23 protein-coding genes and 2 pseudogenes are annotated in these 21,747 nt (G+C 62.4%); 11 read left to right on the plus strand and 14 right to left on the minus strand.

What is annotated here, in order from left to right; genetic code table 11:
• Nucleotides 1-166: 166 nt before the first annotated feature.
• The 3 genes from WN73_RS21325 to WN73_RS21335 are packed head-to-tail and all read right to left on the minus strand — an operon-like array spanning nucleotide 167 to nucleotide 3,001.
• A complete protein-coding gene (locus WN73_RS21325) occupies nucleotides 167-1,345 on the minus strand; it encodes a saccharopine dehydrogenase family protein (protein ID WP_028171663.1) in 1,179 nt (392 codons plus the stop codon).
• Nucleotides 1,346-1,354: 9 nt separating this feature from the next.
• A complete protein-coding gene (locus tag WN73_RS21330; RefSeq protein ID WP_271554650.1) occupies nucleotides 1,355-2,137 on the minus strand; it encodes a DUF169 domain-containing protein in 783 nt (260 codons plus the stop codon).
• Between the two features lie 60 nt (nucleotides 2,138-2,197).
• Nucleotides 2,198-3,001: a YdcF family protein gene (locus tag WN73_RS21335; RefSeq protein ID WP_028171661.1), complete on the minus strand. Its 804-nt coding sequence runs from the start codon at nucleotides 2,999-3,001 to the stop codon at nucleotides 2,198-2,200.
• Between the two features lie 131 nt (nucleotides 3,002-3,132).
• Between WN73_RS21335 and WN73_RS21340 the strand changes: the two genes are divergently transcribed.
• The 3 genes from WN73_RS21340 to WN73_RS21350 all read left to right on the plus strand — a co-directional run bounded on the left by WN73_RS21340 (nucleotide 3,133) and on the right by WN73_RS21350 (nucleotide 5,023).
• Complete coding sequence (locus WN73_RS21340) at nucleotides 3,133-4,074, plus strand: acetamidase/formamidase family protein (protein ID WP_028171660.1); 942 nt, start codon at nucleotides 3,133-3,135, stop codon at nucleotides 4,072-4,074.
• Between the two features lie 201 nt (nucleotides 4,075-4,275).
• Nucleotides 4,276-4,473 (plus strand): hypothetical protein, encoded by a 198-nt coding sequence (locus WN73_RS21345; protein ID WP_007603456.1) that lies wholly within the window; start codon nucleotides 4,276-4,278, stop codon nucleotides 4,471-4,473.
• A gap of 73 nt (nucleotides 4,474-4,546) precedes the next feature.
• Nucleotides 4,547-5,023: a GcrA family cell cycle regulator gene (locus WN73_RS21350; protein WP_028171659.1), complete on the plus strand. Its 477-nt coding sequence runs from the start codon at nucleotides 4,547-4,549 to the stop codon at nucleotides 5,021-5,023.
• A 264-nt stretch (nucleotides 5,024-5,287) separates the two neighbouring features.
• Here WN73_RS21350 and WN73_RS21355 read toward each other — a convergent pair whose 3' ends face one another.
• Nucleotides 5,288-6,844, minus strand: coding sequence for a porin (locus tag WN73_RS21355; protein WP_011087746.1), 1,557 nt, complete (start codon nucleotides 6,842-6,844; stop codon nucleotides 5,288-5,290).
• Nucleotides 6,845-7,251: 407 nt separating this feature from the next.
• Between WN73_RS21355 and WN73_RS21360 the strand changes: the two genes are divergently transcribed.
• Nucleotides 7,252-7,758 carry a MarR family winged helix-turn-helix transcriptional regulator gene (locus tag WN73_RS21360; RefSeq protein WP_028171658.1) on the plus strand — a complete coding sequence of 169 codons (507 nt, stop codon included), beginning with the start codon at nucleotides 7,252-7,254 and terminating at the stop codon, nucleotides 7,756-7,758.
• A 15-nt stretch (nucleotides 7,759-7,773) separates the two neighbouring features.
• Here WN73_RS21360 and WN73_RS21365 read toward each other — a convergent pair whose 3' ends face one another.
• The 3 genes and pseudogenes from WN73_RS21365 to WN73_RS21375 form a co-directional block, all read right to left on the minus strand.
• Complete coding sequence (locus tag WN73_RS21365) at nucleotides 7,774-8,889, minus strand: alpha/beta hydrolase family protein (protein WP_028171657.1); 1,116 nt, start codon at nucleotides 8,887-8,889, stop codon at nucleotides 7,774-7,776.
• A gap of 272 nt (nucleotides 8,890-9,161) precedes the next feature.
• Nucleotides 9,162-10,133 (minus strand): SDR family NAD(P)-dependent oxidoreductase, encoded by a 972-nt coding sequence (locus WN73_RS21370; RefSeq protein WP_028171656.1) that lies wholly within the window; start codon nucleotides 10,131-10,133, stop codon nucleotides 9,162-9,164.
• A 294-nt stretch (nucleotides 10,134-10,427) separates the two neighbouring features.
• Nucleotides 10,428-10,778 (minus strand): annotated as a pseudogene (locus WN73_RS21375) (dihydrodipicolinate synthase family protein); the annotation flags it as partial.
• 328 nt (nucleotides 10,779-11,106) lie between these two features.
• On the opposite strand from WN73_RS21375, the gene WN73_RS21380 reads away from it, so the two are divergent.
• The gene (locus WN73_RS21380) at nucleotides 11,107-11,346 is read left to right on the plus strand and encodes a hypothetical protein (protein WP_027547402.1); all 240 of its coding nucleotides are present in this window, start codon (nucleotides 11,107-11,109) and stop codon (nucleotides 11,344-11,346) included.
• Between the two features lie 131 nt (nucleotides 11,347-11,477).
• Here WN73_RS21380 and WN73_RS21385 read toward each other — a convergent pair whose 3' ends face one another.
• Complete coding sequence (locus WN73_RS21385; RefSeq protein ID WP_271554653.1) at nucleotides 11,478-12,452, minus strand: alpha/beta fold hydrolase; 975 nt, start codon at nucleotides 12,450-12,452, stop codon at nucleotides 11,478-11,480.
• A 122-nt stretch (nucleotides 12,453-12,574) separates the two neighbouring features.
• On the opposite strand from WN73_RS21385, the gene WN73_RS21390 reads away from it, so the two are divergent.
• The gene (locus WN73_RS21390; RefSeq protein ID WP_271554654.1) at nucleotides 12,575-13,198 is read left to right on the plus strand and encodes a TetR/AcrR family transcriptional regulator; all 624 of its coding nucleotides are present in this window, start codon (nucleotides 12,575-12,577) and stop codon (nucleotides 13,196-13,198) included.
• A gap of 1,172 nt (nucleotides 13,199-14,370) precedes the next feature.
• On the opposite strand, the gene WN73_RS21395 is transcribed toward WN73_RS21390, so the two are convergent.
• Both WN73_RS21395 and WN73_RS21400 read right to left on the minus strand, forming a co-directional pair.
• Entirely contained in the window at nucleotides 14,371-15,027 is a 657-nt protein-coding gene (locus WN73_RS21395; RefSeq protein WP_271554655.1) for a phosphoribosylanthranilate isomerase, read from the minus strand.
• A 178-nt stretch (nucleotides 15,028-15,205) separates the two neighbouring features.
• Nucleotides 15,206-15,952 carry a class I SAM-dependent methyltransferase gene (locus WN73_RS21400; protein ID WP_060912462.1) on the minus strand — a complete coding sequence of 249 codons (747 nt, stop codon included), beginning with the start codon at nucleotides 15,950-15,952 and terminating at the stop codon, nucleotides 15,206-15,208.
• Between WN73_RS21400 and WN73_RS21405 the strand changes: the two genes are divergently transcribed.
• The 4 genes from WN73_RS21405 (at nucleotide 15,892) to WN73_RS44420 (ending at nucleotide 17,968) form a co-directional block, all read left to right on the plus strand.
• A complete protein-coding gene (locus WN73_RS21405; protein WP_236842070.1) occupies nucleotides 15,892-16,176 on the plus strand; it encodes a hypothetical protein in 285 nt (94 codons plus the stop codon). The genes WN73_RS21400 and WN73_RS21405 overlap by 61 nt on opposite strands.
• Nucleotides 16,163-16,573: an ATP-dependent DNA ligase gene (locus WN73_RS21410; RefSeq protein WP_236842071.1), complete on the plus strand. Its 411-nt coding sequence runs from the start codon at nucleotides 16,163-16,165 to the stop codon at nucleotides 16,571-16,573. The genes WN73_RS21405 and WN73_RS21410 overlap by 14 nt, the downstream gene beginning before the upstream one ends.
• Nucleotides 16,574-16,713: 140 nt before the next feature.
• A complete protein-coding gene (locus WN73_RS21415; RefSeq protein WP_028171648.1) occupies nucleotides 16,714-17,499 on the plus strand; it encodes an outer membrane protein in 786 nt (261 codons plus the stop codon).
• Nucleotides 17,500-17,647: 148 nt separating this feature from the next.
• Nucleotides 17,648-17,968: a hypothetical protein gene (locus tag WN73_RS44420; RefSeq protein WP_442870122.1), complete on the plus strand. Its 321-nt coding sequence runs from the start codon at nucleotides 17,648-17,650 to the stop codon at nucleotides 17,966-17,968.
• 240 nt (nucleotides 17,969-18,208) lie between these two features.
• Here the strand turns inward: WN73_RS44420 and WN73_RS21420 are convergent, their stop codons facing one another.
• From WN73_RS21420 to WN73_RS21430, 3 genes are all read right to left on the minus strand, one after another.
• Nucleotides 18,209-18,721, minus strand: coding sequence for a phasin family protein (locus WN73_RS21420; protein WP_271554656.1), 513 nt, complete (start codon nucleotides 18,719-18,721; stop codon nucleotides 18,209-18,211).
• A gap of 222 nt (nucleotides 18,722-18,943) precedes the next feature.
• Complete coding sequence (locus tag WN73_RS21425) at nucleotides 18,944-20,134, minus strand: extracellular catalytic domain type 1 short-chain-length polyhydroxyalkanoate depolymerase (protein ID WP_271554657.1); 1,191 nt, start codon at nucleotides 20,132-20,134, stop codon at nucleotides 18,944-18,946.
• Between the two features lie 3 nt (nucleotides 20,135-20,137).
• On the minus strand, nucleotides 20,138-20,557 hold the full coding sequence (locus WN73_RS21430) for a CopG family transcriptional regulator (RefSeq protein ID WP_271554658.1): 420 nt from the start codon (nucleotides 20,555-20,557) through the stop codon (nucleotides 20,138-20,140).
• A gap of 262 nt (nucleotides 20,558-20,819) precedes the next feature.
• Between WN73_RS21430 and WN73_RS21435 the strand changes: the two are divergent.
• Nucleotides 20,820-20,903, plus strand: a pseudogene (locus tag WN73_RS21435) (tyrosine-type recombinase/integrase); the annotation flags it as partial.
• 272 nt (nucleotides 20,904-21,175) lie between these two features.
• On the opposite strand, the gene WN73_RS21440 reads toward WN73_RS21435, so the two are convergent.
• The gene (locus WN73_RS21440) at nucleotides 21,176-21,577 is read right to left on the minus strand and encodes an EF-hand domain-containing protein (protein ID WP_271554659.1); all 402 of its coding nucleotides are present in this window, start codon (nucleotides 21,575-21,577) and stop codon (nucleotides 21,176-21,178) included.
• Nucleotides 21,578-21,747: the final 170 nt, after the last annotated feature.

Raw genomic sequence — 21,747 nt, forward strand, 5'->3', positions numbered from 1 at the left:
AACCCCAAAAGTGTCAACCATCTCCCCGAACAGGTGTAAGCTATGTGCCCGGGCTGAACAGAAGGCGGGCGATCCAGTATTCCAGAGACAGCGATGGGATACGGAGAAGTCGCGGCGTACTGGATGCCCCGCCTTCGCGGGGCATGACAGCGTCCGTGATGCGGCCCTACCCCTCCACCTCGAACGTCAGCCCCGCATGATCCTGCAGCCGCTTGATCAGCTTGTGCTGCATCGCTGCGCCCGGCGTCCAGAAGCCCGCAGCGACGTCCGGCGTGTCGCGCAGCAGGCAGATCGCGCATTCCGAGATCATCTTCGAGGTCGAGCCGTAGCCGGGATCGCGGTCGCCGGTGACGCCGGCACGGACCTGGCGGCCGTCAGGCGCGATCGCGACATAGAGCAGATTGAAGAGACCGTTCTCCCGCTCTTCCTTCGACGGCCCCTCACCCGGTTTCGGCGCCTTCGGACCGGTCTTTTCGGCGTTGACGGCCATCACGCGCTTCGCATTGGCCTCGCCCTTCTCGCCGGGACCGGTCAAGACCATCTCGTCGTAGACGAACTCCTGGCCGTAAGGGAATCCCATCAGCATGTTGGAGCGATGGACGTTGCGCGTGTTGATCAGCGCCATCATGAACGGCGCGGCCCAGGATTGCAGATCCTCCTCGAACGCCGCCTTGTTGCCCTTCGGCTGCTTTGGTCCGGTGAACCCGGGCGTCAGCGCGAAGTGGTCGTTGAGAATGGCGACAAGGCTGAGATCTTTCGCGACAGCATCGAAGGTCGCTTTCGCGCTCGCCGCGGTGCCACCCGACAACGTCCCGCGCATGTCGCGCACGCGGCCCTTCACGCGCGCAGCCGCTGCGCCGAACACGCGCTTGGCTTCCTCCTGGACGAAGAACGTACCGAGCTCGAACGGCACGGAATCATAGCCGCAGGAAAACACGATGCGCGCGCCGCTCGCCTTGGCCGCCGCCTCGTACTTGTCGATCATCTGCCGCATCCAGACGGGCTCGCCGCAGAGGTCGAAATAATCCGTGCCGCCAGCGACGCAGGCCGCGAGCAGCTCTTCGCCATAGAGTTGATACGGACCGACCGTCGTGATCACCGACTTGGTCTGCGCGACCATTGCCTTCAGCGAGGCGGCATCGGACGCATCTGCTACGATCAGCGGCGTATCCGCGGGCGCGCCGATCGCCTCGCGCACCGATTTCAGCTTGTCGAGGCTGCGGCCCGCCATCGCCCATTTCAGCGCCTTGTCGTCTTTGTAATGCGCCGCCAGATATTCGGCGACGAGCTGGCCGGTGAAACCGGTCGCACCGTAGACGACGATGTCGAATTTCGCAGAGCTCATGACTGGCCTTTACTTTTTCGCGTAACTCACGCCCATGCCGGCACGGACGTCGCTTTGAATGCCATAGGGCGGAATCGGATAGCGCAGGCCGTTCTTCGCCAGCGCCTTCATGCCCAGGATCGCCTTGGCGAGATTCGAGGGCTTCAGGGCCATCAGCATCTCCTCGTCCGGCACGCCGCCATAGCGCCGTTCGGCATAGCATGGCAAGGACAGGCTGGGCTCCCCGGTCTTGAGCGCCCGCCCCCACGAATCCGCGCAAGCGGTCTCCCCGACCACGCCCCATTCGAACTTCTTGTAGCCGGTATATTGCAGCCCGTTGATCAGGATGATCATCTGCCCGGGCGTCGCATAGACGAGGCAGATGTCGGGCGGATCGAGCCGGCCGCTGGCGAGCGGGCTGACCGCGAGCGCCTGATAGTGCCCGAACGGCACCACGTCCAGCGCCTCCTGGCGCTTGCGCGCGTCCTCCGCCGTGCCGTGCCAGACCCCGACGTAATTTTCGCCGGCGAGCCATTTGTCGTCCTGCGGCGCAAGGCCGATCACCGCGCGGCACTGGCTACCTACGAGATCGTCGGCGGTGATGCCGACGGTCCACCCCAGACGCGCGGCCATGCTGACGATCTGGTCGGTGGTGTGGATCGCGTTCGGCCGCCGGATTTTCGGGATCGCTTCCATGTCCGCGGCGCGTGCGAACAGCTTCATGCCGATCACCGTGGTCTTCAGCCGCAACAGGCTGTTGAGATCGGCGACGAGGCCGGCAAGATCGATGTTCTCAGCGCTCTGCTGCTGCATGGCGTCCTCCGGGCCGGCGATCGTGCGCCGGTGCTGTGTTCTTGTTTTGCGCCTCTCGTTCTAGTCCTTGCCCGGCCCCGGAAGCAACTCGCCGGTCCGGCCCATGACGCGGTAAGTCAACAGGCCGATCCATTCGCGCATGGCGACGTCGGTCCTGCCGAGCCCCTCCTTGCCGATATGGGTGAACGCGAAGAGATCGTCACGCCCGCCCATTCGCCAGTCCACCGGATAGGCCTCGACGTCAAATCCGGCCTTGTGAAAGATCCCCATCGCGCGCGGCATGTGGAAAGCCGACGTCACCAGGAGCCAGCGCTCGCCCGGCTTCGGCGACACCAATTGCTTGGTGAAGACCGCATTCTCCCAGGTGTTGCGCGAGTCCCGCTCGACGATCAGGCGCTCCTTCGGGATCCCGAGGCTTTCCAGGATCGGCGCGGAGTAGTCGGCCTCCTTCGCATCGGTGGAGACGAGGTTCGCCGAGCCGCCGGTGAAGACGATGCGCGCATTCGGATAGCGGCGCGCGAGCTCGGCCGGTGCCAGCATGCGATCGGCTGCGGACGCGACCACCGGCGTGCGATGCGCGGCCGACAGATCGGTGTCGACGGAACCGCCGAGCACGATGATTCCGTCGGGCGCGCCCCGCGACGGGTCCCACTTCGGAAAGCGCGACTCCAGCGGATAAAGCAGGAGGTTGCCCAGCGGCGAGAACGCGGCGAGCGCCAGCAGGACCAGCGTGGTCACCGCAAGCTTGCGGCCGAGCGCCGCAAAGCGCGTCAGCATCAACACCAGCGACAGGATTCCGAGCTCAACCAGAAGATTGGTCGGCAGCAGCGCCGTGCCGAGGGTCTTGGAAAGAACGAAATACAGGGGGAGCCTCGCTGGAATGATCGGGTCATGCGCGGGCTTGACCGGCCCGTCCATCTTAAATCTTCTTGAAAGAGGATCGATCGCCCGGTCAAGCCCGGGCACAGCAAGTCAAACCGAACGGACGGCCGCAAATGACCCATCATCACCTGCATTCAAGCCCCGAAACCTGCCATTGGGGCTTCTTCGAAGCCGCGCTCGAGCCCGTCCTCACGGTCAAGAGCGGCGACGAGGTGACGGTCGACACCATCAGCGGCAGCCCGGACGTGCTGCCCGACCGCGACAAATTTCACATTCCGCCGGAGATGCACGAGGTCCACGCGAAGAGTGAGCGCATGCTGCCCGGCCACATCCTCACCGGACCGATCGCGATCGAGGGGGCCGAACCCGGCGACGTGCTCGCGGTCGAGATCCTCGACGTCCAGCTCCGGCAGGACTGGGGCTGGAATCTGATCAGGCCGCTGTCCGGCACCCTGCCCGACGATTTCCACGAGACGCGCATCCTCAACATCCCGCTGGATCGGACGCGAATGGTCGGCCGCATGCCCTGGGGCCTCGACCTGCCGCTGAAGCCGTTCTTCGGCGTGATGGGCGTTTCGCCGCCGCCGGCCTGGGGCCGTATCTCCTCGCTGGTCCCGCGCGCCATGGGCGGCAATCTCGACAACAAGGAGCTCGGCGCCGGTGCGACACTGTACCTGCCGGTGATCGTCCCGGGGGCGCTGTTCTCCTGCGGCGACGGCCATGGCGTGCAGGGCGACGGCGAGGTCTGCGTCACCGCGATCGAGACCGCGCTCCAGGGCCGCTTCCGCCTGACGCTGCGCAAGGACCTCAGGCTCGACTATCCCCGTGCCGAGACGCCGACGCACTACATGACCATGGCGATGGACCCCGATCTCGACCAGTGCGTGGTGCGCGCGCTGCGCGACATGATCGCGCTGCTCGGCGAGACGCGTAACCTGTCGCGCGAGGACGCCTACACGCTGTGCAGCCTGGCGGCCGATCTACGGGTGACCCAGACCGTCAACGGCTCCAAGGGCATCCATTGCATGATCGAAAAGGCGATCGTGCACGGCTGAGCCGCCGGCGCCTTTCCTGACCCGTTGACGCCACGCCGCCGCCCGGTCTGCCGCGCGGCGCGCCGCGCCGTGCCCAATTTCTCAAGCGATTCCAATGAGCTGAAACGCCGATTCAGTCCGGATTTGACTTCCGGCCCCGAACCTAAATAGAGTCTTAATCGTTACTTTTATGTACCCGAGTAAGAGGCTAGCGTTCGGGCCATGGCCACCGAAAAAGCCGAGACTGACCGCATTCCCGTAACCTTGGCGCTCTCGACCATCACCTATCTGGAGAAATTGGTGAGACAGGGCACCCACGGCACCAGCGTTCCCGGCGTCGCACGGACATTGATCGAGGAAGGCATCCGTCTCGCCATCAAGGACGGGCTTTTGTCGATTCGCGACAATGGCAGGACGTGAGCGCGCGCCGGACGTGAGGCGGACGGATCTCGAGAGGCGGATGGCCGACATCTGCAACCTGGGACCGTTACAAATGCCTGTTCTCTCACCAACCTGGACTGACGAACGAATTGAACTTCTGAAGCAACATTTCGAGGCCGGTCTCTCCTGCCGCGAGATCGCCGCCGACATCGGCGTCAGCCGCAACGCGGTGATCGGCAAGCTGTCCCGGCTCAATCTGACGCGCAGCCGCGCGGTCGAAGACCGCAGGCTCGAGCGGAGCCTTGCGCCGCCGCGTACGAGGAGGGCCGTGCCGCGGCTGCAATACGAGATGCTCGCCACCATCTACGGCGAGACCGACGCGCCCGTGGTCGCCGGTCCAATCGACGACGCCAATCGCTGCTCGCTGCTGGAGCTGTCCGAGAACCGCTGCCGCTGGCCGATCTCGACGCCGGGTGAAGACGATTTCTGCTTCTGCGGCAATACTGCGCCCGACGGCCAGTCGTATTGCGCCGGCCACAGCCGCCTCGCCTACCGGCCGAACTCGCGCGCCCGCATGATGCGAGGCTGAGGCCGCACGTCCCAAAAACGAAAAACCTCCGGCGGGGCATCACCGGAGGTTTCTGGAGGCTTAGCGTGAAGCTAAGAGCCGCAACTTTCGTATTTGGCTGAAAGCTATATAGCTTAGTAACTCAGGTAAGTAAATAAGTTTGAGGCGATCGAATCGCATGGCTCGTCTTCGTCGCCTGCACAGGCTGCCGGATTTTCCGAAGGCCCAGCAGAAAGCCCCGGCGGTGTCCCGCCGGGGCTGCGTCAGATCCGAAAGCCCTGAAGCTTACCAGTTGCGCTGGGCGCGCAGCAGCAGGCTGTAGGTGTCCTGATCCTTCAGCTCATAGGTTGCCGCAGGCTTGGCAACGCCCGTGAGCGCCGGGGTCGTGATCACGCCCGAGTACTTCTGGTCGAGATGGCTGTAGGTGAAGTCAGCCGAGAAGGTCAGGTTCTTCACCGGCGTCCAGCGGGTGATGACGCCGACCTGGCCGATGTTGAAGTCCGGATTGCAAGTGCCGGTCAGGGTGGCGAACGCGGCGCTGCCGCAGATCAGGCCCTTGGCCGTGCCGCTGTAGTTGACCGCAGCCCACGCGCCGTAGAGCGCCGTGTTCCAGTACGGGCTCCAGTTGTGGGTATAGGCACCACGGAAGCCGTAGGTCTTGGTCAGCTCGAGGCCGCCGCCCGGACCGAACACCGCGTCAGACACGCCGGCAAAGCCGATGCTCTGATACGCCGCGTTGGAGCTGCCGAACATCGAGTAGCTGGTCGCGGCCAGCTCCTGGAAGTTGTAGCGGCTCGCACCGTCGGTATAGACGCCCGAGAGGTTGATCACGTCGCCGGCGCCGGTCGGGATGTTCTTGATCTGGAGAGCGAGCTGAACGGCCCAGCCCCACTTGTCTTCCGGATGGCCGGTGACTTCGCTCGCGCCGTAGTAGCCGACATGGTTGTCGTGCGCGGCAACCGACGCCTGGAACAGGCCCCAGGCCTGATCGACGCGGACCATGCCCACGAGGTCGGGAGCCCGGGTGCCGCCGAGATCGTTCGAGCCGTAGGCTCCGCCGAGGACGCCGGTCGTGGACATGCCGGCGGTGTTCCAGATGTTGGTCTGGAAGACCTGGGTCTGGTCCTGCGCCGAGAACGCGGCCGTCACACCCTGGCCGAAATCGGCCGTGTAGGTGAACTGGGTAACACCGTTGGTGGTGCCGCTACCGCCGACCAGTTGGTCGAAGTTGTTGCCGGGATAGTTGATCCAGGGCGCGTCGAACTGCGACACCGCCTTACCCATGGTGAAGCCGGCGAACTGGATGAACGCGTAGTAGACGCCGAGCGCGCCGCCCGAGAGGTTGCCGTCGGTGCCGTTGACGTTGCCGCCGCCCGAGCCCGTGAGACCGGTCCCCGCGGCATTGAGGCCGATCGTGCCGCTGTACTGGGTCGCGCCCGTGCCCGAACCGGTGCCGCCATAGTTGCCGGTCGTCCAGGTGAAGACCGCATCGAAATAGGTGCGGACGACGCCGTATTCCGTTGCGGTGCGCGTGTCGATGTTGAGATCTTCACGAGCGCGCATCGAGTAGTAGTTGGTCAGCCGGTTGTTGGCCGCGAACACGCCGTTGTACTGGGCACTGTAGTTACCGCCGGCATTGAGCGCCACTTCGGCACGCAGATAGCCGCCGAGCTTGATGCAGGTGTCGCTGCCCGGGATGTAGTAGAAGCCCGCGCCATAGAGCGTGCAGATCTTGACGTACTCGACCGCCTTGGCCTTGACCGGAAGATCGGCCGCCTGGGCTCCACCGACGGCGATCAGACCCGCCGCAGTGCCGAGCAAAAGGCTCTTCACCACTTTCATATAAAACCTCCAAGTTGCTCATTTTACGGAGACCGGACCGTGAGGCCCCCCAGATCCCCGTCTTTTCAAATCCGCTCGGCCGCTTTGCGCTTTCGGACACACCCGCATTCGACGCGAGGGACGTGAGCGAACCACCTGCAACGGGACGATCGAGTACCCCCCACCGTCGCGCACCACTATGCCTGCGCCATTACGCTAATTAAAATAGTTTATTTGGTAAGCTTTGTAGTTTCACTAAACCTGTGCCCCGGGCGCCACACCCGGGCGGACCAAATATGCTGACCTGCTCATCTTTGTAATTTTAGTGACAAAATTACCATGCTCTGCACTTGCGTCAGAGCAGGCTTGCGTGGACTATGGCCTTCCACGAACACTGGCCTGAAGAATCAGTTCACGGGAGTGACGCTGTGTCCGCGACGAGGAAAGAAGGAGCGCGCCTGCGCCCCATCGGTAACCTGGATCTCATCAGGCGTTTCACCTGGGAGATATCGTCGATCAACATGTATCTCGAGGAGCTGCGTCAGTTCTGGGCGAGGACGCTCGGCATCAGCGGCCCGCAATGGCTGATCCTGATGGCGATCTCCGACCTCGACAAGGACGACGGCGTACCGGTCAACGTGGTCTCCAAGCTGCTCCACGTCGATCCCTCGTTCGTCACCACCCAGTCCAAGCTGCTCGAGAAGAAGGGCCTGCTCCGCCGGCGGCCCTCGCCGACCGACGCCCGGGTCGTGCGGCTGTCACTGGTCGACAAGACCCAGAAGCACATTGCGAGCCTCAACGAGCAGTACAAGACGATTCGCGAGTTCGTCTTCCAGGAGTTCGACGAGAACGAGCTGACGGAATTCACCACCAAGCTCGCGACGCTCAAGAACCGGCTCGAAAAGGCCTGCGTCAGGATATCGCTCGACTTCTGAGACGCGAGGCCGCGCTCAGCTCCGCCGACCGGCGGCGCCGAGCCGCGATTCCAGCCAGTCGAAGATGTATTCGTTGGCGAGACTCGGATTGTCCGCATGGGCCTGCGCCGCGCCGGTCTCCGCCGCGGTGAACACCTTCAACACGATATCGGAGCTGCCGAGCCGGGATTTCTGGACGATCTGACGCGCCCGGTCGGCCTTGAGCCAGCCATCCTCGCCGAGCGTGATCAGCACCGGACAGTCGGCACTGGAGGCCATCAGCGGCGCATGCGGCACCGGGACGATGCTGAGGTCGCTCATCGCGAAGCGGCTGGCGAAGAACGATCGTTCGTGCAGATCCCACAGGCCGCCATCGCAGACGGCGGCGGCGAGCCGCGGCTCCTGCAACACCGCGCGCGCCACGAATGAGGATCCCCACCCGTCCGCCACGATGGCGACGCGATCGAAATCGACGTCGCCGCGCGTTTCCAGATAATCCATGACGCTCGCGATCGAGCTCTCGAGATCGCGGCGCTGCAGGAGCGTATCGGTATAATCGTCGCGCTGGTCGCCGAGCAGGTCGAGCGCGAGCATCGACAGTCCGCGCTCGCGCGCATGCGGTGCGAGCTTGAACAGGAATTCCTCCTTGCGGTGTCCCGGCTCGCCGATGCAGATCACGGTCGGCGCCCGTCCGCTCGCCGACGCCGCGGGCAGGAAGTAGCCCTGCAACGCATGATCGTCGACCCAGGGAATCGTCACGACCTCGCCGGCCGGTGCGCGCGCCGTGAGGTAGCGGCGGGCGCATTCCTGCATCGCCAGCACCGCAACCCAGCGCCGCTCATCGGCCTGATCGAGCGGCATTGCCGCTGCACCGTAGTAGTTCAACGCCCGCAGCCAGTTGCGCTGCGCGGTCGCCATGTGGCCCTCCGCGAACGCAGCCTCGGCGCGGTGCCGGTTGGCCTGCGCAAGCCGCTTCCACTCGCGGTGCCAGGATTGCTCGTCGCCCCGCTTGAGCTGCCGCGCGATCATCAGGCATTCCGCGATCGTGGCGCCGCCCTCCTGGGCTGCGGTCAGGAGCCGCGTGAATTCAGCGGAGATGTCCTCTCTCTCCGGGCAAAGGGACCAGTCGTCGGAGAGGCATGCGGGTATCATCGGAGCTACGCTCTATCATCGCGTTACCCCTGATTCACTAAACTATTTTGGTTCGCCAACCAAGCCGCCGTGCGCGCCATTACAGGTGTTTGAGATCACCATCGCTTGAACGATGATTGAACGATGCGCCGCGCCGCATGCGTGACATTCCAATTCGTCATGAGGCCGCGAATATTGGCAAGAGCTGGCACGTCAAATGACCTGCGCACCTCTTGCCATGATGATCATCATACCCATATCCGCGCCTCGCTGGTCACAACAGCGAGGTAGACTCAGCCGAGCCGCCAGCCGACCTCCTGCGTAAAGCTCTCGTAGAAGGCGCGGTCATAGGCCTGCTCGGGCGTCGCGCGCACGCGCTCGTCGAGGCGTTTGGCGTCCTCGCCCACGAGGATGCGCCAGCGCTCCGCCTTGACCCCGTCGAGGATGATCTTCGCGGCCTGCGCAGCCGTCGTCGGAGCATCCTCCAGGAAGCTGCGGGCCCGCTCGGCGAACGCCGCCTGGATGTCCTCGTCCGACATCTTGTCGGCATCCGGCACGCCGGCCGCGACCATGCGCTTGCGGGTCAGCGCGACCTCGTCGGCGTTGAGCCGCTCCGACCCGTCCGTGCTCTGCACCTTGCGCGAATTGGAGACGATCGAGGTGCCGATATGGCCGGGCATCACCACCGAGCATTTGACGTGCGGGGCATGCAGGCGGAGGTCGTTGATCAGCGCTTCGGTAAATCCCTTCACCGCAAACTTGGCGGAGCTGTAGGCGGTGTGCGCCTGTCCCATGCCGATCGAGGCCCAGAAGCCGTTGACGCTCGCGGTGTTGACGATGTGGGCCTCGTCCGCCGCCACCAGCATCGGCAGGAAGGTGCGCACGCCGAGATAGACCCCGCCCCAGCAGATGTTGAAGGTGCGCTCCCACTGCTCGCGCGTGTTGGTGAACAGGCTGCCGCCGCCGCCGATGCCGGCATTGTTGAACAGCAGATGAATCTTGTCGGTCTTCTGCTGCTCGGCGAGCTCGTCGCGAAAGCGCTTCAGGTGATCCTCGATCGCGACATCGGCAACATGCGTCGTGACGCGCAGGCCCTGCGGCAGCTTCTCGACCTCGCAGAGCCGCTTGGTCTCGGCCATTGCGGCCTCCGAGACGTCGCACATTGCGACATTGCAGCCTTCGGCCACGAGCTGTCGCGCGAGCTCGCGTCCCATTCCCGTGCCGCCGCCGGTGATGACCGCGATCTTTCCTGCAAAATCCTTCATGGGACTTTCGGCCCCTCCCTTGTCGGTATGTTTCTTCAGAGCATGATCCGGACCCGGAGGGCCGCGTTAGCGCAAAGTGTGAAGCGGTTTTCCGAAGAGATCATGCTCAAACAATAACCTAAAGCGCGATGACGATTCATCCCAATCTCATCGCGCTTTAGCGCCGCTCATCGCAGCGCGCGCAAAATGTAGCAGCGCCGCATCCGCAGGTAAAAGCGGATCGGCGCTGCCATCTTCGCCATCGTTATTTCGGCGGACGGACTATTCGGCCGCTTCGACGCACGGCCCGTTCAACGCACCGAGCGCCTCCTCGTCCGGCTTGAACAAATAGTGCACCGGCGTGACCTGGAGCGCGGCGACATTCATGTCGCGAACCAGCTTGCCGCGGCGGATCGCATCGCGCGTGGAGTCCACGATGATGCCGGCGATCACGGGAATGCGCCCCTTCACCGCCTCCACCGTTGCGGCCATCAGGTCGCGATATTCCTCGTGATCGAGCGTGTGCCCCTCGCCGGTCGAGCCGCCGTGCGCGCCGGCGCCGATCATCCAGTCGACCTGGGGCGCCACGTGCCCAAAATCGATCTCGCCGTCTTTCCGGAACGGCGTCGTCATCGGCGGGATCACGCCGGTCGGACGTACCTTCATGTTCTGCCCTCGCGTTTCCATAACCCTTGTGGCGGTCCCGCTCTTTTGACGAGTATCCGCCCGCTTCGAAGCCTATTGGCTGTGCAAGCCCAGTGAAGGGCCGCCCGCGCGGCGCAGCCCCGCAGAATCCAACATTCCTGTGATCACCCCCTCCGGTTCCCGTATTTGTCCGGCTTCGGGTTAGGGGCAATTTTTTTACAATCCGAATCATCAAATGGGGGTGGACGCTGGGTCGAGTCGGCCAGGTCAGCGTGTTGTTTGTGTCACAGGCTCTGGCACTCCGCTTGCATCCTCTTCGTGGTCAGAAACTACCGATGAGGTGACAGGAATGTTCGTGACCGTCGTTGCCGTGCTCTGCCGGCTTGGTGCATCTGCCTCGGGCGCTTGCGTCGAGGAAATCGTGACCGACAGCAACATGACGCCCGAAATGTCGATGATGCAGTGTGCAATCGGCGCACAGGCACCCTTGGCGAAGTGGATGGGCGAGCATCCGATCTATCACGCCAACTGGCGCCTCGAGCGCTACAAATGCGTGCCGGGTCACTACGAGATCAAGGGCCACGCCTAAGGCCCCGCAAAACTACTGATATCAAGACGACTGAGGAAACGCCCCGGGGGCCGCCTTTCTCCTCCGCGCGGGCACCGCGGCGCCAGACCCATCGCGGCGGCGCGCTTTGTGACAATCGTCACGCTCTTCCCTCAAGCAATCGCACGCAAGATGATCGCACGCGCCTTTCGCCCCTCCGGCGTCGGCATCAGCGCATAATTGTGCGGCTGGTTGCGGAGCAGATGCAGCTCGACCGGCACACCAACCGCCCTCGCCCGCTCCGCAAGATCGACGCTGTCGGGGTAGAGCAGATCGCGAGTCCCTGCGAAGATCGTCATTGGCGGCAGCGAACGGAACGCGCCGTTGAGCGGGCTGACGAAGGGATGGCCGACATCGAGCTCGCCGGCATAGAGGCGCCCCGCCTCGAGGATCCCCGGAATGTCCTGCATCGGATCGCGCGCCGCGATCTCGACCTGCTCCGGACGGCTGACCGACGCATCCGCGGCGGGCGAGATCAGCACCATCAGGTTCGGCTGCCGATGTCCGCGATCGCGCAGCCACTGGCAGGCGGCGAGCGCCAGGCCCGCGCCGGCCGAATTGCCGACCACCGTGACCTTTGCGGGCCCGGCATCTTCCAGCAGCATCCGCAACAGCTCGGCCGTCGCCGGCACGACGTCCTTCGCGGTGACGCGCGGCGCGAGCGGATAGATCGGCACGACGCAAACGACGCGCGCCTCGCGCGTCATCTGACCAATGAGCCGCCAATGCGCCGGCACGATCTCGTTGATGAAGCCGCCGCCATGCAGGAACATGACGTAGTTGCAGCCCTCATGGCCGGAAGACGGCGCGGTGTAATAGACCGGCCATCCGCCCATCCTGGTCAGCGTCACCTCGACACCTCGGCCGAGCCCCGTCGGCTCATGCGAGGCCGGCTGCAAGGCGCGCTTGTGCACATGCGCCTGCACCGCCTCGGCGGATGCGAGCTGCTTCCTGAACGGAAGCAGCCTGAGCAGCACGTTGAAGCAACGGCTCTGCAAGCTCGGCGCGGCATCGTGCTGCGGCGGCGCATCCAGCGCGCGGCCGCCGGGGCAAAACTGCAACGCCGACACGATCTTCGCAACGCTCATTGGCCACCTCCCCTCCGGGCTCTCCCGACGCGGCGGCAAAGGCGCTTGCCGACCCGTCGCCACTTGCGGATATAATGCGAGCATTCACTCGCTTTTCCTACTCGCATTCGGACCGCTGGCCCATGGCGCGCAAACCACCGACAAAACCCCGGAAAAACGCCTCCCAGAAAAGGTCCCGCGCCACCGTCGACGCACTGGTCGAGGCAACCGCTCGCATTCTGGTCCGCGAAGGTTTTGAGAAGGCGAGCACCAACCGGATCGCCGAAGTCGCCGGCGTCAGCGTCGGCTCGCTCTACCAATATTTTCCGGGCAAGGAGGCCCTCGTCGCCGCCGTGATCGACCGCCACAACGAGGAGATCATGGGCATCGTCCGCTCAGCGCTGACCGAGGTCGCCGACATGCCGATCGAGAAGGCGGTGCGAAAACTCGTGAGCGTCGCGATCGAGGCCCACCGCATCGATCCGAAACTCCATCGGGTGCTCGCCGAGCAGATCCCGCGCACCGGCCAGCTCAAGGACGTCGAAGCCTTCAACCGCGAGGTCCACACCCTCGTCCGCGCCTATCTCGAAAGCCGCCGCAATGAGATGCGCAAGATCGACCCGGCCCTTGCCACCTTCATCTCCGTCAGCGCCATCGAGGCGGTCGCGCACAACACGGTGCTGAACCACGCCGAGATGCTGTCGGAGAAGACGGTGCGGACGCTGGTGGACGAGACGACGAGGATGGTGGTGGGGTATTTGAGGTAGGTGGAACGACGTCTGGAGAGTGGACGCCTACAAGAACGTTGGAAAGCTAGGACTGAGCATAGGAGAGAACTCCGCTCCAAACTTTCGCTCCGCGAAGCTTGGGGAATTAAAAAAGGACGCGAAGACCGCCCTGTACCACTCCACCGCATCAACCGGCGGCATGCGTCATCAGCCACTACCGGTCGCGCGCCTCAGTCGTCCCAGACGCGCTTGCCGCAGCCGCATTCGAACATGCGAGTGATGGCTCCGCTCTCAGAGTCCACCACCGCTCGGACAAGCTTCATTTTCTTGCCGCAGATGCGGCACGTTCTCGTTGAGTTGTCCTCGACAACGCAAATCTTCTCAGCACGGAATATTTCCATGAGTCGCGCCCCCGTCTGAGGTGACCTGGTGGAGATTGCAAACTGACTGAAGCAGGGAAAGTAGAAGAACTGCGTAACGAGCCCCTACGGGCAGTTTGCGACTGTCCAGGAAGCGAATCAAGACGCGCCGGCTATCCTGACGACCCCTTTTGGGTACCTCATCAGGATGGCCCGAGTGCCAGAACGGAGCGATCCGTTAATCCTCATCAGAGCTGGGTCTGATGTAATCCCTATGCAAAACGGTTGGTCGTTGGGCACCATCGAACAGAACGGTGATGCCGGTTGTACGTTGGCCTAGGGCGACGACGACGCCAACCTTGTCAGCCAGGTCTGGGCAACGAATTTTTCCGATTTCGCTGAGCTTAAAACGCGCGCCGACTTCAATCCTATTTGTTCTCAAATCCATGGTTGCGCCTCGCAAAGAGACCGATCGAAATGAAACAGAGTGGTGGCAAAGTTCCTCAAAAATACCGGTGACTATGGCGACTCATTGTTTCAAGAGTATTTCGTAATTCGAGAATTAGACAGCGTCGCAGACAGGTGCTTGGAGCAACAATTGGTAACCCCGTAAGGCCGCCTCGGTTGGCGGGAAGATTGAAAGCAACCTCGGCAAGCTCCCCGCCCCTGTCTGGTGGTCTAGGCCGTCGAGCGGGGAGCTGCCGCGCCAGCCCCGCACCAAAACAAGCTAAAAACGTGCCAGACGCAGAGCCCGCGTTTGCCGCGAGGAAGGTGGGCGTTGGCGCATTGGGCGCATTGCGATTGGTGTTCCGGGTCAGATCTGACGCGATGGGCCAAGAAGAGAGGTGCGATCTAACCGCTCGTCGCAGCGCGATAGAAGGCTTCTACCTTCCTCAGGTCTTTTGAGTGAGTGCCCTCTCGATCCGTTCTTGTTTTCGAATCAACGCCGGCAGGTCGCACCGACCGAATAGCTTCCTTGACATTGTCTGGTCCGAGGCCACCAGCAAGTATGACTGGGGTGCGAACACTCTCCACGATCGTTCGACTGATGCTCCAGTCGTGCGTCACCCCTTGCGCGCCGATTTGCGCATCACCTGTCCGATGACTGTCGAGCAGGATCCAATCGACAACCCCATCATAAGCTTGCGCCACGCCTACTGCCTCAGGTCCCGTGACAGGTACGCTGCGCATGAATTTGGTCTTCGGCAGGGACTTTCGCAGCGCCACGACAAGATCAGGCGTAAGCAATTCGCTTGATGCGCCAAGATGAACAATGGGCGGATCAAGCTCTCTCGCCATCCGTTCGATAAGAGCGACATCCGCCGAAAGGAACAGCGCGGAAAGTACGGACGGCGCCCGCACCATCTTCATAACCGCTAACGCCTTCTGAGCCGGAAGCTCCCGGGGGAAGGCTCCATCGCCGACGAGCACGCCGACATGATCCACGCCGATTGCCGATATCGCCTCGGCTTCCGCAGGTGTCGCGACTTCGTAAATTTGTGTCAGCATTGTCTTACACACTGCCACCACTCGGTTGAGTAGACAGGATGGGCTGGTCCTGGGTCAACGGCCGTTTTGGGGCAATCGCGTCGGTCGGGCGCTCGGCTAACCGCTTCCGATCGAGGTCGTCGTTGCTGGCGACGCGCTCCCTGGCGCGAAAAGAATAGGCCGGGCGGCGGGCGCGGTGTCAGCGAGTGCCGACGGGATCCCTGCAAGCAACGATGTCGCGGGGAGATTTTCGACTCGCGACCTCCGGCGGAGAGAATACTGCGAGGTACCCTCCGTCCCCTTCGAGCTTATATGTGGCGACCTCGCGATAGCCGACGGCGGTCAATTCGCAGCGCAGGAGCTCAATTGGCGTGCCATGCTTCGACGTCGGAAGCTCAAGGTCGACAATTCCGACCCGTGCACCCTGCTTCAAGGCGGGCGCGAGATTGTAGAGGAAGGCATAGGGTTGGGCTATCTCGTGATACATGTGCACGAGGATTGCGGCATCCAGCGAGGAAGCGGGCAGACGCGGGTCGTGTGGTTCGCCGAGCGCGAATTGCACGTTCGTCAACTTCAGGAGTTTTGTTCGCCTGGCGAGTTCTATGAGGTAATCCCGCGTGACGTCCTGTGCAACGACAGAGCCGGCGGGTGCGACGAGGTACGAGAGTCTAACCGTGTGGTAGCCACTGCCCGCACCAATGTCGCCGACTGTCATGCCAGGTTTCAGTTCAAGAACACGTGCGATCTGGCCGGCCTCATTGAGAGCGTCGCGGTGCTCTTCGGAGGCGCGGCGTGGGCTGACAATCCGTGCAACAGGGCGCTGCGGTGAGGGAAACTCGTTTGCAGCGACTCCGGGGGGAGCCAGATAACCTATGTCAGCGGCATATGCGCGAGTTGCAGCAAACGCCACAAGTAGCGTCGCTGCCGCTGTCGCGATGTTCCACACCCTACAGCACCTGGCTCACCAACCAGAGCGCGATCGAGCAGCAGAGCGCAATTCCAAGGTACGGCAATGCAATTGTCATCGGTTCCTCACTGACGAATTCCGATGCTGAAACGCTAGCGAGATTCGCATATTCGCAGCCGCGTGACTATCCCGTTCGCATGCACCGCGCGTTCGAGTTCTGCCTGGCCACCGCCGCCAAGGCGGTGCCTGATGGCCCCGACTGAAATCAAAGATGACGCCTACCGCTTGCGCGTCGAGCGCAACGGCAAGACCGCCCGGCTATTCACCCGCAACGGCCACGACCGGACCACGCGCTTCTTCTGGATCGTCCAAGCCGCGTTGAAGAACCGCGAGCAGCAATTCGTCATCGACGGCGGGGCTGTGGTGCACGGCGTCGACGGCGTGTCCGACTTCAACGCGCAGCATTCGCGCTGGCACGACAACGAGGTGCAGCTCTACGCATTCGACGTTCTCGCGCTCGGCGGCGAAGATTTGCGCCAGCTGCCGCCGAGTCTGCGCAAGGCAATGTGGTCTCACATATTCCACGGGCCCGGATACTCTTGGCACTCTCGACATCATACGCACGCTAACGTGCGTTTAGTTCCACTCAACCATCTGTAAACGTTGAGAATTTCGGCCAACCTTTGGCAACGAGTGTGGCACGCGGGCTACAGCAATTATCAACCATCGACTTACTCTTTGTCAGGCAGGTGGGCGAACGCGCCAATTCATTGAACTCGTTACTCTGGGGAGATACTCGCATGAAGAAGGTTCTTGCGGCTGCGGCCGGAACATTGGCTCTCGCTCTGGCGGCTCCCGCCGGTGCGGCGGATCTGGCCGCCCGGCCGTACACCAAGGCCCCGGCGCCGATGGTCGCCGCCATCTACGACTGGAGCGGCTTCTACATTGGTATCAACGGTGGCGGCGGCTCCGCGCACAGCTGCTGGGACTTTGTCACGCCAGTTACCGGCACCCTCGTCGGTGAAGGCTGTCACAACGCGACTGGCGGCACGGTCGGTGGTCAGGTCGGCTATCGCTGGCAGTCAGCAAGTTGGGTGTTCGGTCTCGAAGGCCAAGGCAACTGGGCCGACTTCTCCGGCGACAACATCAGCCTCCTGTTCCCGGGTAGCGCTCTGGTCACGGGCGACCGCAATCGGTCACGGATCGATTCCTTCGGTCTCATCACGGGTCAGGTGGGCTACGCCTGGAACAGCGTTCTGCTCTACGTGAAGGGTGGCGCGGCTGTGGTCGGCGATAAGTTTGACATCTACGCTGCTCCCGGCACTCCCGGTGCTGGCACATTGCTAGCCTCAGGTCGCGACACGCGCTGGGGGGCCACAGTTGGCGCCGGCCTTGAGTTTGGCTTTGCGCCGAACTGGTCGGTCGGTGTTGAGTACGATCACATCTTCCTCGGCCATCAAACGAGAGACCTCACGGTCCCTGGGACCGGGTTGTTATTTCAGACTAATCGCATCAGCCAAGATGTCGATATGGGTCTCGTGCGCCTGAACTATCGGTTCGGCGGCCCTCTCGTCGCGAGGTACTGATTAGCATTATGCAAACGAACAAGGCCGGCTCTTTGAGCCGGCCTTGTGCGTTGGGAGGCTCGAGTAACGAAGACCTACCGACCAGTCACACCTTTCGCAGCTCGCCGATGAGCTGAACCAAGCATTCGCCTCGGCCGAACCTCACACAATCTCCAGGGCGATCGGACAGGCCCTCAAAGATTTCAACATTTCAGAAATCTCGAAAAAGGCCGAGCTACAGCGTACGAGCATTTATCGTGCTTCCGGCAACGAACAGCTTCCGAATTTTTCTACCGTCCTGGGGGGTACTCACGGCTGGCTTGCAGCTGAAGGTAGCCCCCAAACGCGGCGGGCATGCGAGCTTCTGATCCGCCAGATACGCCTCCAAGCTTTTTTTGTGCCTATACGTGGCGATGCAGTCCCCAAAACGCGATCAGCAGGAGAGCTGCGGCCCCAATTCCCAGCAATAGGAGAATGGCTTCCAGCATGACGAATCAAGCTCCGCCCGCCCCTTTGGAAGGATACACCTTGCCGGGTTTAGTCACCAAGGCCCGCCAGCGTGAACCGGCGGGCCTCCTGTTGAATTCGGCGACCTCCGAGATCATCGGGAACATGATGCGCAGCGCGCGGTCATTGCGCGACGATGGAGAGGCCGGCGTTCCTGGGGCAGCGCCTTGTCGCCGCCGAGGATCAGAACGACAAGCTTTGCCGCAGCGGGTACGGCTTGCAGTTATCGTCCCGGCAGAGCCGTGAGCTCACGGGGTGGCTTGATGCGCCAGAACGGATATGCCGCCAGTTCTTTCGAATGCTGCGCGAACATATCGACCCGTCTGCTTGTAAATTCCGTAATGACGCCGAAAAATTCAGTTGGTGACCTGATCGTCGCAAGTCTCAGGCCGAATTCAAAAGCAAATTGCGCGTTGGCCCCGGCTATCTCAAGAAGCTTCGCTTGATACGCCTGCATGTTTGCCGTCGCTAAAGCAAAGCCGTTCGTTGGATCGCTATCCGTCATTCTCTGACTGAGGTCACCTGGTAAGGTATCCACCCGAGGCTCAATGATAGAAACCTCGTGTTTAGGATCATCATGAAGCTCGGGAGGCGGTTCGACCGAGACTGCCGCAGCAGAGTGAAGTAAATTCTCTTTCGGGCTTCTAACAATGGCCTGCTTGTTCCGTTGGGCCCGCGCGGCCATTTTCGGATTGCGGGCGCGCTTTGGCGCTGTCGCCGGTTTGCGTTTGCTCATCTGACGCTCCACGAAAATGGGGGGCGACCAAAACGGTCATTTCTGAAAGGACAACAGGCTTTGTGACGTAGCGTTCCAAACCCGTGCATCGTTGGAGTCCCGCATCAATCGCACGTTCTACGAGGTCGACGATGATTTTAGGTAGCAACTCCAACCAACAAACGTCTAACTGGCGATCTTCCTGACCCATGCTCAACGGCGTCAGTCTGAGAACAAGCCAGACTATCCACCGAGCGAATGCTCGAGGAAGAAGCGCAGCATTTCCCTCGTCGCATCCGGTCCTTGCGGATCAGTGTAGGACCCGGCGGGGCTGCCGCCTGACCACGCGTGTCCGGCGCCATCGATGCTCCAGTGTTCGGATATCGCCCGACCGGCCCCGTCGATCAGGACGGTGCGAGTATAGGCATGGCCGTGGGGTACGCGTCCGCGAAGTACCTTCGTCGTCGGCCTCCTTGCCCTGGCGGACTGCTCGATAATCTGATCGCCATTCTTTGGATGCACCGTAGTGTCGCGATCGCCATGGAACACGATGGTCGGCACAGAAGTTTTGCCGTCCGCAATTGCCCTGGAGCCGCCTCCCTGCCGCATGGCCACGAACGCGGAGGGGAGATCGCTCGCGGCTCCACACGCGAGGCCTGAATGAATACCGACGGCCGCGTACAGGTCGCTATACGTTGCGCCCATGATGGCGGCGGCGGCCCCGCCGGCCGACAGACCCGCGACGTATACGCGCTTCGGATCGATCACATGGTCGCGCATGACCTGCCGGGTAATGCCGGCGATCATCGAGGGCTCGCCCCCGCCGCGGCGCTGGTCGCTCGTGCGAAACCAGTTCCAGCACTTCGACTGGTTGGATCCGCTCGGCTGCTCCGGATAGACCACGAAGCAATTCTGCTCTTCCGCCAGGAAGTTCATCCGGGTGCCGGCCGCGAAATCGTCCGGCGACTGGGTGCAGCCGTGAAGCATGATGATCAGGGGAAGCCGTTGTCCCTGACAGCGGCTTGGGATGAACAGCTTGTAGGTCCGGCTTCCCGCGGCGTTACTGAAGGTACCGTCGATAAACCGCCTGCCCTCTGGCACGATGTCCGATGGGGACAGAGGAGCGCGCGTGGTCGGACTTCGCAGGCCGAGCCCGGAAAAATCCCGCAAGCCGTCGAGCGGTAAGGCGCGTCTGCGTCCCTGAGCAGAGCGGGCCGGCGCAATCTGCGGAGCTTCCCGCTCCTCGACGTCGTCGGCCGTGGCGTCGATGGTAAGCGGATCGAGCCGCGGGAGCCGAGCCTGAGAGGCGCTGCGAGACTCCGGTGTTGGAGCGCGACCGCCCTGGAGCATGCGCTGCAACAGCGCGGTGGCCTCGACCAGTTGGCCGGCACGCGTGAGGCGGGTTGCTTCGCGGACTATGTCTTGATTCAGCATCGTTCACCTCGTTCTGTCGGCGAGTGCGGCCTTGACCGCGGGAGTGGCGTGAAGGGCCCCCAGCACCGAGACCGACGCGATTGTGGCGCGAGCCAACTCGGGAGTGACGTCCTGGGCGATGGTGGCTAAGCCCAAAACATTGATTTGCAGCATCTCGCCGGCGCGCCGCGCCGCTTCGAGATCCTCGCGAGTGTAGTTGCGCAGCCCGAGGTCCAACTTCTTCCGGGCCGTGGACTGTCTGACGACCTCTACGTGTCGCTCGAGCTGGTTCCGAATTGCTGTCCGGATGAAATCGGTCCGGTTCGAATAGAACCCTTCCTGCACCATAAGATCGACATGACCGAGGTCGACATAGCCAAGGTTGATCGTGATCTTCTCGGTGTCGGGGGCCTTGGGTCGCAGCTCGTGCACATTAGCGGCCATAGCAAAACATCCATATACCATCCCTTTGGATGGCTTATGGATGTTATCTAGATGCTCGCGGGCGCCTTTCAAGGGATGGAGCCATCCAATGACCTGCATGAGCCGCTCGCGCAGGCGGGCCGTCTCACGTCGAGGGCGGTCGCCGCATCGTGGAGGCCAGACAAATTCCTGGCGAAACGCGCCTCTCCGATCATCGCAAGCCCAATGGCCAGCTCGTTCAAAGGCTTCAAACGGAAACAGGTTCGACGTGCTCCCACGCCGAGGGCAAACCAAAATCGAGAGCACCGTCCGGTACCTGGGAATTGAAGTCGACGATGCACTCGCAATAGCAGAGCAGGTCGACGTCCGAACTAACTGGGCAGAGCGGACATGCTCTGCCCCTCATTGGCAGCCGGCTTCGGGCCAACTGCGGCCATTCCTAACGAGGCTGCAATGTCTGCGTGGACGCGTCAGGTGACGTAAACAAGGAGACAAAAGAACAAGCGTACAACGACGCGAACGTGGTCGCGATTATGCGGATCGCGGACCTGAAGGCTTAAGGCTTCGTTTCATCAGCAGGAAAGATCCATTGTAGGAGCAGATGGCACACGGGATGACGCGCCATCCGCGGGCAGCCGATCACCTGGTTCCGTGGATGAACGTTTGCATCTCCTCTAACGTAAGCTTGCCATCTTTATTGCTGTCCATCGCCTTGAAAATTCGTTCGTGAGCTGCCTGAAACTCCTGCAGTGAGATGGTCCCCTCGCCGTCGGCGTCCATCAGAGCGAACATCATACGCATCATAAAAGGTGGTCCCATCGCGCCTCCACCCATCATGCTGCGCCCCATCATATGTCCCATCATGCCGCCGCCCGGCATGCTTCCGTGTCCCATCGTACCCACGCCTTCCTGGCCCATGGGATGCGATTGCATTTGTTGCTGATCTGGTTGCGGTGTCATTTGGCTCTGTGCAAAGGCACCGAACGTGCCATACGTTAGAATGAGAGCGGATATCGTGAGTTGTAGAACGCGCGTATACATTTCGAACCTCCTCCGAAAAGCTGCGGTCACCCCAAAGAGCCAAATCGAAGGCGCTTCGCGCCGTCAATTGCTACTCGGCCGGACTGTGTCGCTTACACTCTCACGCCCATGTGACTAGATAACGTGACGGCGATCCCACGCGGTGCAACCAGAAGAAAGCTGCTCTCGAC

Source organism: Bradyrhizobium sp. CCBAU 45394, from assembly GCF_028128655.1.
In the GTDB taxonomy this organism is placed as follows: Bacteria; Pseudomonadota; Alphaproteobacteria; order Rhizobiales; family Xanthobacteraceae; genus Bradyrhizobium; species Bradyrhizobium diazoefficiens.

Bases quoted from the DNA above. Each gene is read 5' to 3' on its own strand.
- WN73_RS21325 (WP_028171663.1), bottom strand. From the start codon at position 1,345: ATGAGCTCTGCGAAATTCGACATCGTCGTCTACGGTGCGACCGGTTTC.
- WN73_RS21410 (WP_236842071.1), top strand. From the start codon at position 16,163: ATGGCCCCGACTGAAATCAAAGATGACGCCTACCGCTTGCGCGTCGAG.
- WN73_RS21365 (WP_028171657.1), bottom strand. From the start codon at position 8,889: ATGATACCCGCATGCCTCTCCGACGACTGGTCCCTTTGCCCGGAGAGA.
- WN73_RS21425 (WP_271554657.1), bottom strand. From the start codon at position 20,134: ATGCTGAATCAAGACATAGTCCGCGAAGCAACCCGCCTCACGCGTGCC.
- WN73_RS21350 (WP_028171659.1), top strand. From the start codon at position 4,547: ATGCCTGTTCTCTCACCAACCTGGACTGACGAACGAATTGAACTTCTG.
- WN73_RS21415 (WP_028171648.1), top strand. From the start codon at position 16,714: ATGAAGAAGGTTCTTGCGGCTGCGGCCGGAACATTGGCTCTCGCTCTG.
- WN73_RS21340 (WP_028171660.1), top strand. From the start codon at position 3,133: ATGACCCATCATCACCTGCATTCAAGCCCCGAAACCTGCCATTGGGGC.
- WN73_RS21380 (WP_027547402.1), top strand. From the start codon at position 11,107: ATGTTCGTGACCGTCGTTGCCGTGCTCTGCCGGCTTGGTGCATCTGCC.
- WN73_RS21355 (WP_011087746.1), bottom strand. From the start codon at position 6,844: ATGAAAGTGGTGAAGAGCCTTTTGCTCGGCACTGCGGCGGGTCTGATC.
- WN73_RS21405 (WP_236842070.1), top strand. From the start codon at position 15,892: ATGCGCGAGTTGCAGCAAACGCCACAAGTAGCGTCGCTGCCGCTGTCG.
- WN73_RS21345 (WP_007603456.1), top strand. From the start codon at position 4,276: ATGGCCACCGAAAAAGCCGAGACTGACCGCATTCCCGTAACCTTGGCG.
- WN73_RS21395 (WP_271554655.1), bottom strand. From the start codon at position 15,027: ATGCTGACACAAATTTACGAAGTCGCGACACCTGCGGAAGCCGAGGCG.
- WN73_RS21330 (WP_271554650.1), bottom strand. From the start codon at position 2,137: ATGCAGCAGCAGAGCGCTGAGAACATCGATCTTGCCGGCCTCGTCGCC.
- WN73_RS21385 (WP_271554653.1), bottom strand. From the start codon at position 12,452: ATGAGCGTTGCGAAGATCGTGTCGGCGTTGCAGTTTTGCCCCGGCGGC.
- WN73_RS21390 (WP_271554654.1), top strand. From the start codon at position 12,575: ATGGCGCGCAAACCACCGACAAAACCCCGGAAAAACGCCTCCCAGAAA.
- WN73_RS21370 (WP_028171656.1), bottom strand. From the start codon at position 10,133: ATGAAGGATTTTGCAGGAAAGATCGCGGTCATCACCGGCGGCGGCACG.
- WN73_RS21420 (WP_271554656.1), bottom strand. From the start codon at position 18,721: ATGAGCAAACGCAAACCGGCGACAGCGCCAAAGCGCGCCCGCAATCCG.
- WN73_RS21440 (WP_271554659.1), bottom strand. From the start codon at position 21,577: ATGTATACGCGCGTTCTACAACTCACGATATCCGCTCTCATTCTAACG.
- WN73_RS21430 (WP_271554658.1), bottom strand. From the start codon at position 20,557: ATGGCCGCTAATGTGCACGAGCTGCGACCCAAGGCCCCCGACACCGAG.